The sequence below is a fragment of the Pseudomonas sp. NPDC088885 genome, assembly GCF_044750025.1.
Classification (GTDB): Bacteria; Pseudomonadota; Gammaproteobacteria; order Pseudomonadales; family Pseudomonadaceae; genus Aquipseudomonas; species Aquipseudomonas rustica.
This window is the reverse complement of sequence record NZ_JBIVJB010000047.1, coordinates 1-14,962: the sequence shown is the minus strand read 5'-3', so window position 1 is coordinate 14,962 and position 14,962 is coordinate 1. Positions and strand designations below refer to the sequence as shown.

Sequence of the window (14,962 nt, the reverse complement as noted above, 5' to 3'; positions counted from 1 at the left end):
GTTCAAGAGGCCGCGGGTTGCTCCGGTGCAGGCAGATCGAGGAACAGTTTGCGCAACGCCGCATCGCTCAATTTGCGCAAGACACCGTTGACCGGTTCGAACGCACTCAAGGCCTTGTGCTGATCCGCAGTGAGCGAATCAAGGTAAGCATCAGCGACCTTGAGGTGCGCGGTCGTCGGTTGATCCGCCGGGGTTTTCAGGGTTTTGTAATGGAAGTGTGCGACCCACAGCGGCTGGTCGTTATTGGCCTTGTCGAGAATCCGATACTCCTGAAAAAAGTCGCCGAACTGCTTGGTGGGAATGCGCCCGCGACCATCGCGAACAAGACTGAGCTGTGCGTGCTCGTGCATCCATTTGAAGTTGGCCTGGGTTGGCTTGCGCAGTTTGTACAGCGTGGCGCGCAGACCCACACCTTCTCGCCTGGTCAGCTGTGCCGCCTCACGCAGTTCTGCACTCAGATCGGCCACCGGCGGCAGGTCTTTCTTCGCCTCGCGCAGGTTGTTCAACGCTAGTTCGACATCGGCGGCACTGCGCTCCAGCTTCAGTGCGTACTGGTCATGGATTTCCTGCATGTCAGCCGGAATACGCGACGGTCGCAGGGCGTCCTTGCGGGTGCGCTTGAGGAAGCTCGGGTAGTCGACGATGAGCTTCAAACCGTTGTCGATGGTCTCGATATCGTCGCGTACCGGGCTTGTCGACGACGGCGCCTTGGGCAGGATTTTGTTGACTGCTTCGTCCGGACTCTTCGCAGCAGGGGCCGGCAGCGGATCGCGCGGGCGCGTCTTGTAGACCTTGATCATCGCCCGCGATGGACCGGCACGCTCGGTGTGTGGCGCCTCGGCGATGTGCAGATTTTCTATGTTGAGCAACAGCGAATCGAGACGTGATTGGGCCACTTGCCGAAACTCTTCAATCAGCGTGCGCAGGTGCATCACCGGCGCACGCTTGACCAGCGCCGGGTAAGTGTCGGGCAACTCCAACAGGCGCTGGTCGGCATCGTTGAAGGTTTCGATGAAGTGGTTCATCTGCTCAAGTTCCGCTGTCGGTTGCGCCGTGGCGGTGCTCGCCTTCACCTGCATGGCCAGTTCCTGCGCTGCACTCGCCGAGCTGACGATGATACTGCCGACTTGCTCGCGAACCTGATCCATCATCGGATCGTCGCGGTCTTCCATGCACGGCTCATGGGACATGCCGATTTCGTTGGCTTTGAAATCCAGCGCGGTGGCGGTGGGCAGCAGGGCTTCGAGTTGCGCCGCTTTGACGATGCCGACTTTGCCGAGCACCTTCAGATGTTCCAGTGATGCGTGGGCAAGGGTCAGTTTTTCCCCCAGATGCTGGCCGAGTTCGATCGAGCGGGCGATGGCATCGGCGTAGATCTGACGGGGCACCGGTGCATCGTTTGGCGTACCGAACGCCAGTGGATCGGTGGCCTTCATGTAGGCGTGCACATTGATCACATACCAGAGCGCGATGTGTTTCTGCATTTCCGTGGTCATGCGCACCATGTCGTAGACGTAACCCACCGTGCCGCCCTTGGTCCGCCATTCGCGCAGTTGTTCCAGCGCCGTGCCGTACTCGGTGATGATCGCTTCGAGTTTTTGCTCGTAGGCGCGGGTTGCCGCTTCGGTGGTTTGCGCCGTGGCCTTGAGCTTGACGTTGAGTGCCATGGCCAATTCGGCCTTGAGGACTTTTTCGCGCTCCTTGAACGCCAGCAGCGCGCTCTCCAGCGCCTGTTTGCGCAGCTCGTTGGTATGCCGCAAATGCTGCAGGCGACTTTTGCGTCCACCCCCGCGCAGGCGCAATCGCGTGTCGATGTACCAGAGGCCTTGAAGGCCGTGGGTCAGCAGCGGACCGCTGCGGGTCGGATCACCGGGGACACACAGGGTGACTTGATCGTCAGGGTCCAGGCGTACTTCAAACCAGCGCTCGCGCACCTGTGCGTACGTCTTGTCGCCGAGCTGGTAGAGATGAGGCGGTTCGGCGTTGAGTGTGATCAGCTCATCGTGGTTGAGGTCTGGCGCGGTGACTTTCAACGTATCCAGATAGCGCCCCAACTCGTTGGGGTTGCGTCGCGGCACCGAGCCGCCAACCTCAAGCGAGGAGCAATGGCGAGCCGGCAGTTCGTTGAGCAAGGACGTCGGATCAAAGCTTGAGATCAGTGGAGCAACCGTGGTTTTGTGCGGTGCTTCAATCAGCGGGCGCGGCGTGTCGACGGTATCGGATGCCCAGCGTCGTTGCCGCACGGCGTGGTGCGTCAGGATGATCCCCAGCGTCAGCAACACATTGCCCAGCGACGTCCATTCACCGAGCTGATTGCCGTGCTCGTGGGCATCGAGTGCTTGTTGTATATCTTCGATGCTTTGCCACACCCACACCGCTGTACCGAGTGCGCCAGTCAGGAAATTCGAGGCGACATTGAACAGGCTCCAGCTGCACTCCTGCAGCAGCAGCCAGCGTTGATCGGCGTTGGACAGCGATTGTCGATCTGCCAGTTCAACAATGGCGCGGGCGTTGCTTTCGAACAATGCCTGGAGCCGATCACCCTTGATATCGTCATTGCCGAAACTCACATGGCCGAGCCCGTCGAGGCGCAGGTTGGGATCGGACAGTTGTTGAGTGATCAGCCACGGCGACGGCAAGCCAACCGGAAACACGTATTGCGCGTACTCGAAACTCAAGTGGCGGTCGGGTAGCCAGGCGAGTACCGAGTCCCGCAGCTCACCCGGTTGATGCAATGCGTACAACAGGTTTTGCCGTGACGGAAACTGCATCAATGGCGGATCGAACAGCGGGCGGTAAAGAATGCACGGGCCGTTGTCCGGGTCACTCGGGCCGATGATGAACATGTTGGTCACGGTATCGGCGACGCTGACCAGTCGATGTTGCGGGATCAGGGTCAGCGGGCAGATCGAGAGCTTGTGCGAAGAAGGGATGAGCTCGCCTACCAGTTGGCGGATATAGGTGTAACCGGTGTCATCAAACCCATGCTGTCTTCGCACCTTGTTTTCAAGCGCGGCCAGCGACAACAGCAAGCGCAATTGCCGGTGGTACAGCGTTGCCTGGCGTGCCGATTCCTGCGGGTCATCGAGCAATCGGCGCTTGATCAACTGTGGGTAGACCTGGCCGATATCGACTTGCTGCGACAGCTGCAACAGCAAGTCCACGGTCAGCCACGCGGGCACCGTTTCACCGTGTTTGAAGCGCAGATTGGCTTGATACGGCGCACTGTTTTCCAGCGCGAATTCACCCAGCGTTCGTGTGTAGGTGTCGAGCGCATTGGGCAGGGTCAGATCACCGGCGGTAAAGCTGTTGGTGATGCTGATTTCAAGATCATCCAGCGGCAGGGTCGCGGCGCCTTCGGCATGTTTGTCGCGAATAACGGCTTCACGCATCAAGCGCTGGGCAAAACGGTCGATGGGCTCGATCAGGTCCTTGCTGTTCTTGAACACCGGGTCGCGGTACAGCCTGCCCAGCCCGGTGATGTATTTGCTGTAAGCCGCCAGATCTTTCGCCGAAGCGCTGTGCAGCCAATCCGGAATAGCCGATTCGAGTTTATCCAGCCGGGCCTTTTCCTCGGCGGGTACCACCGGCGCAGTCAGCGTCGCCGGTGCCGAGGGGCTGGCACTGTCGCTGAGCGCGACAATTGCGTCGAGTTGCGAAGCCACCAACGCCCAGGCCATGTGATCGAATATATTCCCGTCAGGCTCGAACAGGCGCCATTGCATCGGGCGGCCATCCAGCTGTTCGGAGAGGCGCGCGGGCAGCGATGCACCGAGCGCATCCATCGAGCCGAACGACTCATATCCGCTCTCGATCGTGTACATCAACACCCGTTCGTGGCCTTGATGCCTGGCCCGCATGATCAAGGCCCCGCCCAGCAATAAATGGGTTTCACCGGCGCTCTGGAGGATGTCGATATCAATCAGGCCGGCCTGGACCTCACTGAATTCACCCTGCAGCGCCAAGCGCGCCTGCTTGTCGGGCGCGGTGAAGATCAATCTGGCCAAGGCACATTCTTCGGGGCTCCAGCCTTGCACCTGATTGACGTCCAGGGCGGTGCGCAAGGTGTCGGCGAGCTCTTGCCAGCGAGGTTCGGAGCGGGTGTCGCTGTTCCAGAAATCCAGTTGGCGTTCCTGATACTCGACAAACAACAGCGGCGTGTAGTCATTGAGCAGCCGGCCGATTTCTTCGATATCAACCGCCAGATGGATCGGCGTCGGCGCGTCGGGCTCAGTGGTCAAAAAGTGCTCTGCAGCAATGAAATTTGCCGAGGCGCCATTCAGGTTCAGGCGCACAAAAGCGTGGGTCAGGGATTCATAGCGGGTGCCCGCCGGCACAATCTGATCGTCTTCGTTGCGCCATTGCGGTGTGCCGATCATGCACTCATCGGGATCCAGCACCCGCTCGGGATAACGTGCGCGCAAGGCTTCGCCGAGCATTTGCGCGGCGACATCACCCAGCGTGGGGCCATGACTGGTCAGGTTGACCAGGCGGCTTTTGTCGAGCAGCGGCGAGGACGGCTGCGAAGATACGCTGATGGCAGGGCTCATGCGCGGGCCCCTGTCGATGACGAGGGGGCGACGGAGAAAAACAGTTTCTTCGCCAGTTGCACGCCGATCTCACTGCGATAGATGGCGATCACTTCCTGGGTACTCGCTGCGCTGCTCAGGTTGTAGGAACCGCCGAGCAGGCGTTGCTCTTTGGTCTTCAAGTGAGCGGCACTGAACAGCTCGGCGGCGGTGTCGGCACGTTCGTAATGAAAGTGCGCGTACCACAACACGGCGTTGCTCTGGCGTTCGCGAATTTCATATTCCTGGAGGAAGTCTTTCTTCGGCCCCTTGAGGCGGCGGCGCCCGGGGATCATGTCGATCGTCACTTCCTGGTGGCCGAGCAGCCATTCCACGCGCGGCGCCGTCGGCAACTGACGCTTGGTCATGCTCACGCGCAGTTGATGTCCCTCGGTCTTCAGTTGCTTTACCGCTGCGTCGAGTTTTTGTTTGAGCTGTACCGCTGCGCCGGCCTGCGCATTAGACGACGGTGCGGCGACCAGTGCCTGCTCGATGGCCCTCGCGGTTTCACTCAATTGGTTGGCGTGATGAGTCAGGGATTCTTCGATTTCCACCGGTAGGCGATTGGGCTCGCGCGCCTGATTTTTCTGGCGTTCGATAAAGCCATTCACGGCATTGAGTTGAGTTTGCGCAGAACCGATCATGCTGGTCAGACTTTGCGGTGATTGAGGTTTCAGGGGCTTGCTACGCAAGCGCTGCACCCATACGCCGGGTTCTTTTTCATGAAAGGTCGCCAGCACCTTGCCGGTCAGGCTGGCTTTGACGTCGGCCAGCGGCACGTGACCCTCGGCTTCCTTGCGTGGCACCGCAAGCTGCGTGCCCTTGAAACGGGTCTTGATGGCTTTTTTCACCGGCGTGCGTGATGGGCCCGGCTGCGGCTGTTGCGGGCCTCGATCACGCAGCAATTGCGTCAGTTGTCGGGTGCTTTGCTGACCGAATTCATCGATGCGCCGTTGCAGCAGTTCAAGCTGCTCATTGATCATCACGTCGGCAAATTGCCCAGGCAAATCCTTGAGGCGTTGGTCGATGCTGGTGAACTGATCGACCAGCGTGTTGAGCGCGTCGATACGTTGGTTGTCGCCGAGCAAATTGTCCTCGCGTTGCAAATCGAGCGAATTCTGGATCGCCAGATCGGCCTCGTCGACCAACCGTTCGATGCTTTCGCGAGCCTGCGCCACAGCAGTGCCGTCGCCGTCCTTGACGCAGAATTCGCGCGTCAAGGTCACCAGCAGGGCCCTCATGTCCTGGACCTCGAACCGTGGCAATTTCTTTCTGAAATCACTGGCAACCTGTGCGGCCTCTTTGCCGAGAATGCCAAGCTCGAGAAAATTCGTCTGGGCCATTTCGATGCGCTCGATCATTAGCGTGGACAGCCTGAGCATCTCCTTATAAGGACGCAGATCCGTGGGTTTTATGCCCATCTCCTCGTCAGCGAGCAGGGTGAGTGTCAGGTCGAGCGAGGTTTTGAACGCCGGTTCGAGGTGATCGATCCACGATTGGTTGAAAAACAGCTGGGCTCTGAGCATTTCAATCATTGAGGCGCGGTAGCGTGGTACGGCATCGATCCGGTTCAGTTCCTTGAGGTAGCCGAGGGTGGTGTCGTACATGCGGATCTGCGCTTCGAGCTTTTGCAGAAATAGCGCCTCACGGGCCGGAAGCGTTTCGTCGGTGGCGCTGGTCAGCGCTTTGCGCGCGGCAATCAATGCTGTTTTGGTGGGGTCAAGTTGTTCGTTGAAGGCCTTGAGGTGCCCGCGCAATTCTTCGATGCGTTGCGCGTTCTGCAGCAGCACTTGTGCCTTGCGGCTTTTCAGTCCGCCACCGCGCAAACGCAGGCGCGTGTCGATGAACCAGCGACCCTGACGGTTGTGCACCAGCAGAGGGCCGCTGCGCGTCGGCTGATGCCGAGTATCGATGATCTGCACATCCTGCTGGTTGCTGAGCTGAACCTCAAACCAGCGCGCCCCGACATTGGCGTAGAGTTTTTCGCCGCTGGCGTAAAGGTGCTGCTGCGGGCCTTCGACGATGGCTTGCCCGAGCTCGGCGGGTTTGTCGATCGCAAAGCGTTCCAGGGTCTGACCAAGACTGACGGGTGTGCGGTTGAGGGCGCCGCTGCTGTGGATGCCCGATTGATGACTGTCCGGCAGATCGGCGGTGAAAATGTCCGGCCGTTGTTTGATGTGAATTTTCGCCGGCGGCAGCGGCGTGCCAGTGATTTTGCTCTGCTCCGCGACCGTTTCGCTAAAGCGTTGCGCCGGTTTGCCACGCGTCGCGGCGCGATGGGCGAGGACCATGGCCAGCGACAGGATCAGGTCGGTGAGCGCACTTTGCGCCAGTTCGCGGTCGTCGTTCTGTACCGCTTCGAGGGTTTGTTGCAGGTCATCGAACAGTTGCCAGATCCACACTGCCGCACCGAAAGTCGGATCGAGAAACGGCAGTACCGCGTTGAACAGTTTCCACGCGCCGAGCTTGAGCGTCGCCCAATGGCTTTCCGCGTTGGACACCGACTGGCGGTCGGCGAGATCGATCAGCGCATAGGCGTTGGCATTGAACAGGGCGGGCAGGTAATCACCGTCGAGCACTTGGCTGCCGAGCCGCACCGGCTTATTCAGATTGACATTGAGCAGCGGGTTGGTCAGCAGTTCGGCGAAGATTGCGAGGTCAGGCAGGTCGCCGTGGAAGATGTAATTGGAGTAGGTGGCGCGCACCTGATCCGGCAGCCACGCGAGTACCGATTCGCGGATCTTTTTCGAGTGTTTGATCGCGTAGATCAGACTGGCCGGCGTCGGGTACTGGGTCAACGCGTGATCGAGCAGCGGACGGTAGAGCAGACACGGCCCTTTGCTCTGATCGCGCGGGCCGATCACGAACATGTTGCTGACGATATCGGCGCGGTCATCGTCCTGTTGGTCGAGCACGAACGACAGCGGCCGAATGACGATTTCCTGATCGTCGACCCGCCGGGCCTCACTGGCGGGACTCATCACCGCGACGACGTAGCGATAACCCTGTTCATCGATGGCGCCTTCGCCACGGATCTTGTTTTGCAGGGCGAGCAGCGGCAGTTGCACTTGCAAATGACGACTGTACAGATCCCGCAGATAAACCGATTTGAGCGGGTCGTCGATCAGCCGCTCCTTGATCAAGGCCGGGTAGGTTTTGCCGACATTGACCGTGGTCACCAGCTCTTCCACATAGGCGACCGTCAGCCAGTCCGGAACGGCCTCTGCGTTGAGGAAGTACAGCGTCTTGTCGCCCAGCGGCACGGCAATCAGGTTTTCCAGCGCCAGCTCGGCCAGGGACAGAATCAGCGTTTCGCTGCCGCCGGTGGCCTGCGTACCCCACACCACCGGGCTGACAATGCGGATACGCAGATCCGCCAGTTTCAGCTGCTTGGCTTCTGGGTGCTTTTTCTGCATCTGCAGGCTGATGTGATCCAGCGCAAAGCGCTGGATGGGCGGGATCTCCTGTTCAAACGAAGTGGTGCTGCCTTCGCGAATCTCCGCCAGATCCATCAGATGTCGACTGAAGGCGCTGAGGTCGTTGGGATGTGCCTGGGCCAGCCATTCCGGCAGCAGCGGGTCGATACGATTGAAGCGCGTGTCGTTTTTGTGCGGGTGTTGTGCGACGCGGTGCGGCACTGTTCGGCGGCTGTTGTTGCTGAAATCAAGCTCGCCCAACGCCTGAGCCTGCAAGGCGATCAGCGTGCAGGCCTGGGTATCGAAGAAATCGCCTTCGGGCTCGACCAGCCGCCACTCGAGTTGGCTGCCCGGCGGCACGTCGGCGGAGAACAGGCCCAGGTAATCGCCAAGTGCCTCCAGCGAGGCATGTGCACGAAAACCCATGACCACCGAGTGGCTCAGGATCAGCGTGCGCTCATGCTTCACGCCGATGACCACGGCGATGTCCATCGTGTTCAAGTGCCCGGCGTGTGCACCACCGCGATCCAGATCCACCAGGCAGATGCGGGTCTGATAAGTGTCGTGGGGCTGGCGCGCGACGCGGTCGGGATAGTGGAAGACCAGTTGGGCGAGGGCCAGTTGATCGGCGTCCCAGCCCTTGACCTGCTTGAGGTTCCATCGCGCGCGCAAGGCCAGCGAGAGCTCTTGCCAGCGCGGCGTATCCACGGAGGTGTGCTCGTTCCAGTAATCGAGCTGTTGTTCCTGATAGGCGGTGAACAGCATTTTCGAGAGCGTGTTGAGCTGCCGGCCGATGGCATCGATGTTGACCGGTAACTGGATGGACGGATTGGCGGTCGGCTGGCGGGTAAGGAAGTGCTCGCCATCGAGGTACATCACCGGTTTGTCGGCAATCACATGCCACAGCAGGGCGTCGGTCAGGGACTCGAACTGGATATCACCGGCGATGATTCTCTGGTTCTCGGTGATCCACGAAGGGGTGCCGACCATGACCAGATCCGGGTCGAGTTCCAGCGCAGGGTAAAGCTCGGCCAGTGCCGAACGCAGCACCGTCGAGCCGACCTCACGCAGGGAGGGGCCGGTGACCAGTTGGGTCAGCAAGTCGGTGGGCGGGGCGGATAACCGCGCAAGTATGTGCTCGTCGTTGAGCATGTTCAGATCCTTCTGGCGACGGACGCTGCGCAGCACAGCGTCGGATGCACGAAGGTAGCGGGGTGGTTTCGCGGGTGGGTGGTATCTATGTATCGCACGCAAAAAAAGCGGGACTGATCAGCCAGGGCGACTGTGGCGAGGGGGCAAGCTCCCTCGCCACAGTAAACCGGGTTTACTGCTCGAAACCTTCCAGCACGTTCACCGCGTTGATGCCGATTTCTTCGACCGCGTAACCGCCCTCCATGACGAACAGCGTCGGCTTGCCGAGGGCGGCGATGCGTTTGCCCATCGCCAGGTAATCCGGGCTGTCGAGTTTGAACTGCGAGATCGGATCGTCCTTGAACGTATCGACACCGAGCGACACGACGATGACGTCGGCGCCGTAGCGGTCGATCTCGTCGCAGCACTGCTCCAGCGCTGCGCTCCAGACGTCGTAGCCGGAACCGGCCGGCAATGGATAGTTGAAGTTGAAGCCTTCACCGGCACCTTCACCGCGCTCATCGTCGTAGCCGAGGAAGAACGGGAATTCCGCTTCCGGGTGGCCGTGGATCGAAGTGAACAGCACGTCGCTGCGCTCGTAGAAAATCGACTGCGTGCCGTTGCCGTGGTGGTAGTCGACGTCGAGGATCGCGACTTTCTTGTGGCCTTGATCGAGAAAGGCCTGCGCGGCGATGGCGGCGTTGTTGAGGTAGCAATAACCGCCCATCAAATCGCTGGCAGCGTGGTGTCCCGGTGGGCGGCACAGAGCGAAAGCAGCGCGTGCGCCACGCTGGATTTCTGCTTGTGCGGTGAGAGCAACCTGCGCCGCGCTGTAGGCCGCTTGCCAGGTGCCGGCGGTGATCGGGGCACCGCCGTCGAAGCTGTAATAACCGAGTTGGCCGTGCAGGCTGGTCGGTTTGATCGCGCGCAGGGTGCGCGCCGGCCAGGTGTACGGCAGCAAGTCGCCGTCGGTGTTGAACTCAGTCCAGCGATCCCAGGCGCCTTTGAAAAAATCGAGATAGTCGCGGCTGTGGATGCGGGCGATCGGTTCGAGGCCGAAATCTTTTGGTGCTTCGACCGGGCCGAGGTTCTGGTTTTGTACGCGTTGCAACACATGGTCGGCACGCGAGGGCATCTCGAAGCATGGTTTGAGCTGGCCATCGATGAGTTCGCAGCGGCCATGGTGCAGGTGGTGATCGTCTGAGTAGATCGTCAGCATTTGTTGTTCTCCGCAAGGCTGGTTCGGTTGCCCCCAGTGTTGCGGCGAAGGGCGAATCGGAGAACGGCAGGAAAGGCCAAAAGGGGATTGATCTGGCCAAAACCTCTGACCGCAATTCGCCCCCTGAGGATCCAATACATGCTTTTGTAGGAGCTGAGCTTGCTCGCGAAAGCGTCATCACAGCCAACATTTTGTGTTGATGGATCGGGCGCTTTCGCGAGCAAGCTCTGCTCCTACAGGGTTGCGTGTTTCAGTGTGGGCGGAATTGGCTCGGGGCCACGCCGCTCCAGCGTACAAAGGCATGGCGGAAACTCGCGGTCTCGCTGAAGCCCAGCGTTTCGGCAATGCGGTAGATCGGCAGCTGATCCTCACACAACATCTGCTTGGCCCGCTCGAAACGCAGTTCATCGAGCAGTTCCTGATAGCTGCTGCCCATGTCCTTCAGATGGCGGCGCAAGGTGCGTGGTGAACACTTCATCTGCTGCGCCAATCCTTCCAGCCCCGGCGCGGCATTCAATTGCGCACTGAGCAACTGGCGGATCCGCCCCAGCCACGCCTGACGCCCGGTGAATTCGAGGTTCTGCTTGCGGCAACGTTCGGCCATGGCTTGGTGGGTAATGGCATCCGCCAATGGCAACGGTTGATCGAGCCAGTGTCGGTCGAAGGCGAAGGCGTTGTCCTTGGCGGCGAAGTGCAGCGGCGAGTTGAAGTGTTCGGCATAGCTGTCGCGGTAATCCGGCGCGGCGTGTTCGAACCGCGTGGCGAGCAAGGGCAGCGGATGCCCGAGCAAGTCATCGCAAATGACCTTCAGCGAGACCAGGCAGAACTCGGCATTGAACACCGCCATTGCCGGACTTTCGCGATAGTCCGCCGCAACGAACCAAACGCGCTCGCCATCGTCTTCCAGGCTCAGTTCGAAAAGTGTTCCCAACAGCGCCGGATACCGGATCGCCAAACGCAAAGCGTCACCGAAGGTGGCACAGGTCAGCAGCGCGTAACCGAGGATGCCGTAGCAGGAAACGTGCATGCGCCGGCCCAGTTCCAGACCGATATCGTGCTTGAGCGCGACCGCGTTGGCGCAGACCTGCATCTCTTGGTTGGTGGTGATGCGTGTGTCGGCACGGTTTAAATCCGCCGCACTGATGCCGCTGCCGTTGAGCAGCGCCTCGCTCGACAGGCCTTCGGCTTTGAAGGTGTTGAGGATCAGCGAGACCGCGTTGAGGGTAGTGAGGTGGGAGTGGAGCATTGGGAGCTTCCGGCAATGAATAAAAAAGCTCAGCAATTTCTGTGCCGGTGATCTCGTCAGAGTAAATGGAAATTAAATACAAACAGCTTAGCCATCTTGTTGGGATGTTTTCAGTTTAATAGTTTGGGATTTATTTTTTAAGAATATATAGTATTTTTTGTTGTTTTACGCACTGAGAGAATGGCCCTTGTCAATTTTAGATTTTAATTAAGTTGAGGTCTACTGTCAGAAATTACAGTTTTCTTTATAAATCTTGACCGCTCGTCGTAATTATTTATTTGTTTATTTGTTTTTTGACAGCTTGAAAAGTTGGGTCTAATTTGCAATTGCATCTCTCAGGTTGTAAGACGCAAAGTGCTTGTTAGTACCAAGAATGGATTTTTATTTCATGATTTAAGAAGGAGTTTTTGCATGAGTCATTCAGACGCTAAAAAGTATCCGCTGGAATTTTTCAACAAGAGCAAAAAAGCGATTGGAGGTCAAATTAAAGTCGAAGTAGACGGTGTCGAGCATACGTTTCCTGTCAGTCACGCCGAAGTACGCGCAAATGATATTGTCTTGGATTTCGATATGAGTGGTGGAGATCCGAGTTTTAATCATTTTATTGGTGTAGTTATCAAGAAAACCTTTTTGAATCAGAAAGTGGAGTTTGTTGGGGACGGCGAGCCCGTTTACTTCCTGTTTCAAAATTCTGGGCAAGAGTGGTTGCCGACAAGTGGCTGGATTCGAGTGGAGTGGCAAGAGGGCAGTAAAAATATCACTGGATTACTGGACAATGTGCAGAGCGATCGGGAAGGAAACTCCAAACTTACGCGTGGCAAATTTGAAGTTACGCTAGCTTGATTGTTTAAACCTTCCTGCATCAATTTTGCAGGAAGGTTTATTTATGACGGGAAGAGTGTTGGCAAGCGCTGGTCAGAGGAGTTCGCCGCAGAGGTCGAGTTCGATCAGTCGGCGCACTTCTTGAGTTTCAAGCCCAGCACCGAGCAACCCGTGCAACTTGCCAAACGCCGCCTCACGGGTCATGCCGCCACCGGACATCACGCCAACCCCGCGCAAGCGGCTGCCGGCCTCATACACATCCAGCTCAACCCCACCTTCATGGCATTGCGTCACGGCAACGACTACCACGCCGTTATCCCGCGCGCGGCCGAGGCTCGCCAGAAACTCCGGGTTGTCGCTCGGCCCGGTGCCGCTGCCGTAGCATTCCAGCACCAGACCCTGAATGCCGCTGTCGAGCAGGCCATCAAGAACTCCAGCGCTAATACCGGGGAACAGCGGCAGCACGGCAACCTTGGCCAGTTGCTTCGGCTGGTTATAGTTCAACGACGCCGGAATCGATGGGGCTTTCACGCCGCCGCCCTGACGCTCCAGACGCTTGAACGGATGACGGCCAAAGCTGCGCACTTTCGCGCAGCGGGTCGGCGCCAGCAGTTCGCCGTGGAAGTACAGGTGCACGCCCGGCGCCAGGCCTTGGCCGAGGGCAACCAGTGCGCCACCGAGGTTTTCCCAGGCATCGCTGTCGGTCACGCCCGCCGGCAGCATCGAACCGGTGAAGCACACGCGAGCGTGCAGGCCGAGCAACTGGAAGCTCATCGCCGCCGCGCTGTACGCCAGCGTGTCGGTGCCGTGCAGGATCAGCACACTGTCGCAGCCTTGCACGTCCACGGCATCGACCACCGCTTCACGCAGTTGCTGCCAATAAGTTGGGGTCATGTTGGCGCTGTCGATCAGCGGCGACATCTCGCGAAAGCGCCACTGCGGCACGACGAGTTCAGACTGGCTGTGCAGGTAATCGCGCATCCGCGCTTCGAAGCCGGACGCCGGAGCCAGGCCATTGGCACTGGCTTGCATGCCGATGGTGCCACCGGTGTAGAGCACCATGACGTGTTGGGCGGCGGGATAAGTCGACGAATTCATAGGATTCTCCGAAACGATGAGTTCCTGTAGGAGTGAGCCTGCTCGCGATAGCGGTCTTTCAGCCAACATAAATGTTGAATGATGTACCGCTATCGCGAGCAGGCTCACTCCTACAAGTTATTGCATCACAATAACTGACGGGCGCAGGGGATGCGCCCGTCATTCACCTGTCAGCGTTGCGCTGCAGGTACGCCTTGCGGCTCGGCTTCGGTCTTGCCCGCTGTTGCCGGCGGGTTGGTTGGCCAGGCTTTCAGGTCCAGATCCAAGTCAGTGAATTTGCTGGAATCGAACACCGGCTGTTTGACGCCGGCGCGACGCTGCTCGTCGTAGTCGCGCATTACGCGCATGCCGACCTTGAACAGCATGGCCAAAGCCACCAGGTTGACGAAGGCCAGGCAGGTCATGGTGATGTCGGCGAAGGCGAACACGGTCGACAGGTCCTGCATCGAACCCCAGACCACCAGCGCCAGCACCAGGCCACGGAAAATCATCAGCGCAGCGCGGTTGCGGGTGAGGAATTGCAGGCTGTTCTCGCCCAGGTAGTAGTTGTAGAGGATGCAGGTGAAGACGAACAGCGACAGCGCGACGCTGACGAACATGCGACCCCAGTCACCGACCACGGCGGCCAGCGAGTTCTGGGTCAGGACGATGCCGTCACCTTCGAAGCCCGGCGTGTAGAAGCCCGACAGCAGGATCAGCAGCGCGGTGCAGGTGCAGATCACGAAGGTGTCGAGGAACACGCTGAAAGCCTGAACCACACCTTGCGCGCCCGGGTGTTTCACCGCAGCCACGGCGGCGACGTTCGGCGCACTGCCCAGACCCGCTTCGTTGGCGAACACGCCTCGCTTCACGCCCATGACGATGGCGCTGCCGAGCAGACCACCAAAGGCCGGGTCGAGACCGAAGGCGCTCTTGATGATGGTTTCCAGCATGGCGGGCACGTGTTCGATCTGGGTGCCGATCACGTACAGGGTCACGCCGATATAGGCCAGGGTCTTGATCGGTACCAACAGGTCGGACACCGAAGCGATGCGCTTGATGCCGCCGAGGAAGGTGATGGCCAACAGCACCGCCAGGACGATACCGGTGTGGCGCGGGTCGAATTCAAAGGCGTTCTGCAGCGAGTGGGTCACGGTGTAGGACTGCAGGCCAATGAAGGCGAAGCCGTAGGTGACCAGCAGCAGAACGGAGAACACCACTGCCATGCCTTTGAGCTTCAGGCCGTGCTGAATGTAGTAGGCCGGGCCACCACGGTACAGACCGTCGCCATCGGCGCGTTTGTAGACTTGGGCCAGAGTACATTCGAAGAAGCTGCTGGACATGCCGACCAGTGCGGTCACCCACATCCAGAACACCGCACCCGGACCGCCGAGGGTCACGGCAATGCCGACACCGGCGATGTTGCCTGCACCGACGCGGCCGGCGAGGCTGAGCATCAGGGCCTGCAAAGAGCTGAGATGTC

At 59.3% G+C, this 14,962-nt stretch carries 7 protein-coding genes; 1 reads left to right on the top strand and 6 read right to left on the bottom strand.

Going from position 1 to position 14,962, the window contains the following annotated elements; translation table 11 throughout:
* Window positions 1-2 precede the first annotated feature (2 nt).
* The 4 genes from ACIP1X_RS18145 to ACIP1X_RS18130 all read right to left on the bottom strand — a co-directional run bounded on the left by ACIP1X_RS18145 (window position 3) and on the right by ACIP1X_RS18130 (window position 11,580).
* Entirely contained in the window at window positions 3-4,550 is a 4,548-nt protein-coding gene (locus ACIP1X_RS18145) for a dermonecrotic toxin domain-containing protein (protein ID WP_400754049.1), read from the bottom strand.
* Window positions 4,547-9,136, bottom strand: coding sequence for a hypothetical protein (locus ACIP1X_RS18140; RefSeq protein WP_400754047.1), 4,590 nt, complete (start codon window positions 9,134-9,136; stop codon window positions 4,547-4,549). Before ACIP1X_RS18140 ends, ACIP1X_RS18145 begins: the two co-directional genes overlap by 4 nt.
* A 172-nt stretch (window positions 9,137-9,308) precedes the next feature.
* A complete protein-coding gene (locus ACIP1X_RS18135) occupies window positions 9,309-10,334 on the bottom strand; it encodes a histone deacetylase family protein (protein WP_400754044.1) in 1,026 nt (341 codons plus the stop codon).
* A 250-nt stretch (window positions 10,335-10,584) separates the two neighbouring features.
* The gene (locus ACIP1X_RS18130; protein ID WP_212550327.1) at window positions 10,585-11,580 is read right to left on the bottom strand and encodes an AraC family transcriptional regulator; all 996 of its coding nucleotides are present in this window, start codon (window positions 11,578-11,580) and stop codon (window positions 10,585-10,587) included.
* Window positions 11,581-11,991: 411 nt separating this feature from the next.
* Here ACIP1X_RS18130 and ACIP1X_RS18125 point away from each other — a divergent pair, with 411 nt between their 5' ends.
* A complete protein-coding gene (locus tag ACIP1X_RS18125) occupies window positions 11,992-12,423 on the top strand; it encodes a hypothetical protein (RefSeq protein ID WP_400754041.1) in 432 nt (143 codons plus the stop codon).
* 72 nt (window positions 12,424-12,495) lie between these two features.
* On the opposite strand, the gene ACIP1X_RS18120 is transcribed toward ACIP1X_RS18125, so the two are convergent.
* Window positions 12,496-13,500, bottom strand: a complete 1,005-nt coding sequence (locus ACIP1X_RS18120) for an asparaginase (RefSeq protein ID WP_400754039.1) — start codon at window positions 13,498-13,500, stop codon at window positions 12,496-12,498.
* Window positions 13,501-13,670: 170 nt separating this feature from the next.
* On the bottom strand, window positions 13,671-14,962 hold a 1,292-nt coding region (locus tag ACIP1X_RS18115; protein WP_400754037.1), incomplete at its 5' end, for an alanine/glycine:cation symporter family protein.

What these genes read in the sequence shown, in the direction of transcription:
- ACIP1X_RS18120 (WP_400754039.1), bottom strand. Translation starts at nt 13,500, where the DNA reads ATGAATTCGTCGACTTATCCCGCCGCCCAACACGTCATGGTGCTCTAC.
- ACIP1X_RS18145 (WP_400754049.1), bottom strand. Translation starts at nt 4,550, where the DNA reads ATGAGCCCTGCCATCAGCGTATCTTCGCAGCCGTCCTCGCCGCTGCTC.
- ACIP1X_RS18140 (WP_400754047.1), bottom strand. Translation starts at nt 9,136, where the DNA reads ATGCTCAACGACGAGCACATACTTGCGCGGTTATCCGCCCCGCCCACC.
- ACIP1X_RS18135 (WP_400754044.1), bottom strand. Translation starts at nt 10,334, where the DNA reads ATGCTGACGATCTACTCAGACGATCACCACCTGCACCATGGCCGCTGC.
- ACIP1X_RS18130 (WP_212550327.1), bottom strand. Translation starts at nt 11,580, where the DNA reads ATGCTCCACTCCCACCTCACTACCCTCAACGCGGTCTCGCTGATCCTC.
- ACIP1X_RS18125 (WP_400754041.1), top strand. Translation starts at nt 11,992, where the DNA reads ATGAGTCATTCAGACGCTAAAAAGTATCCGCTGGAATTTTTCAACAAG.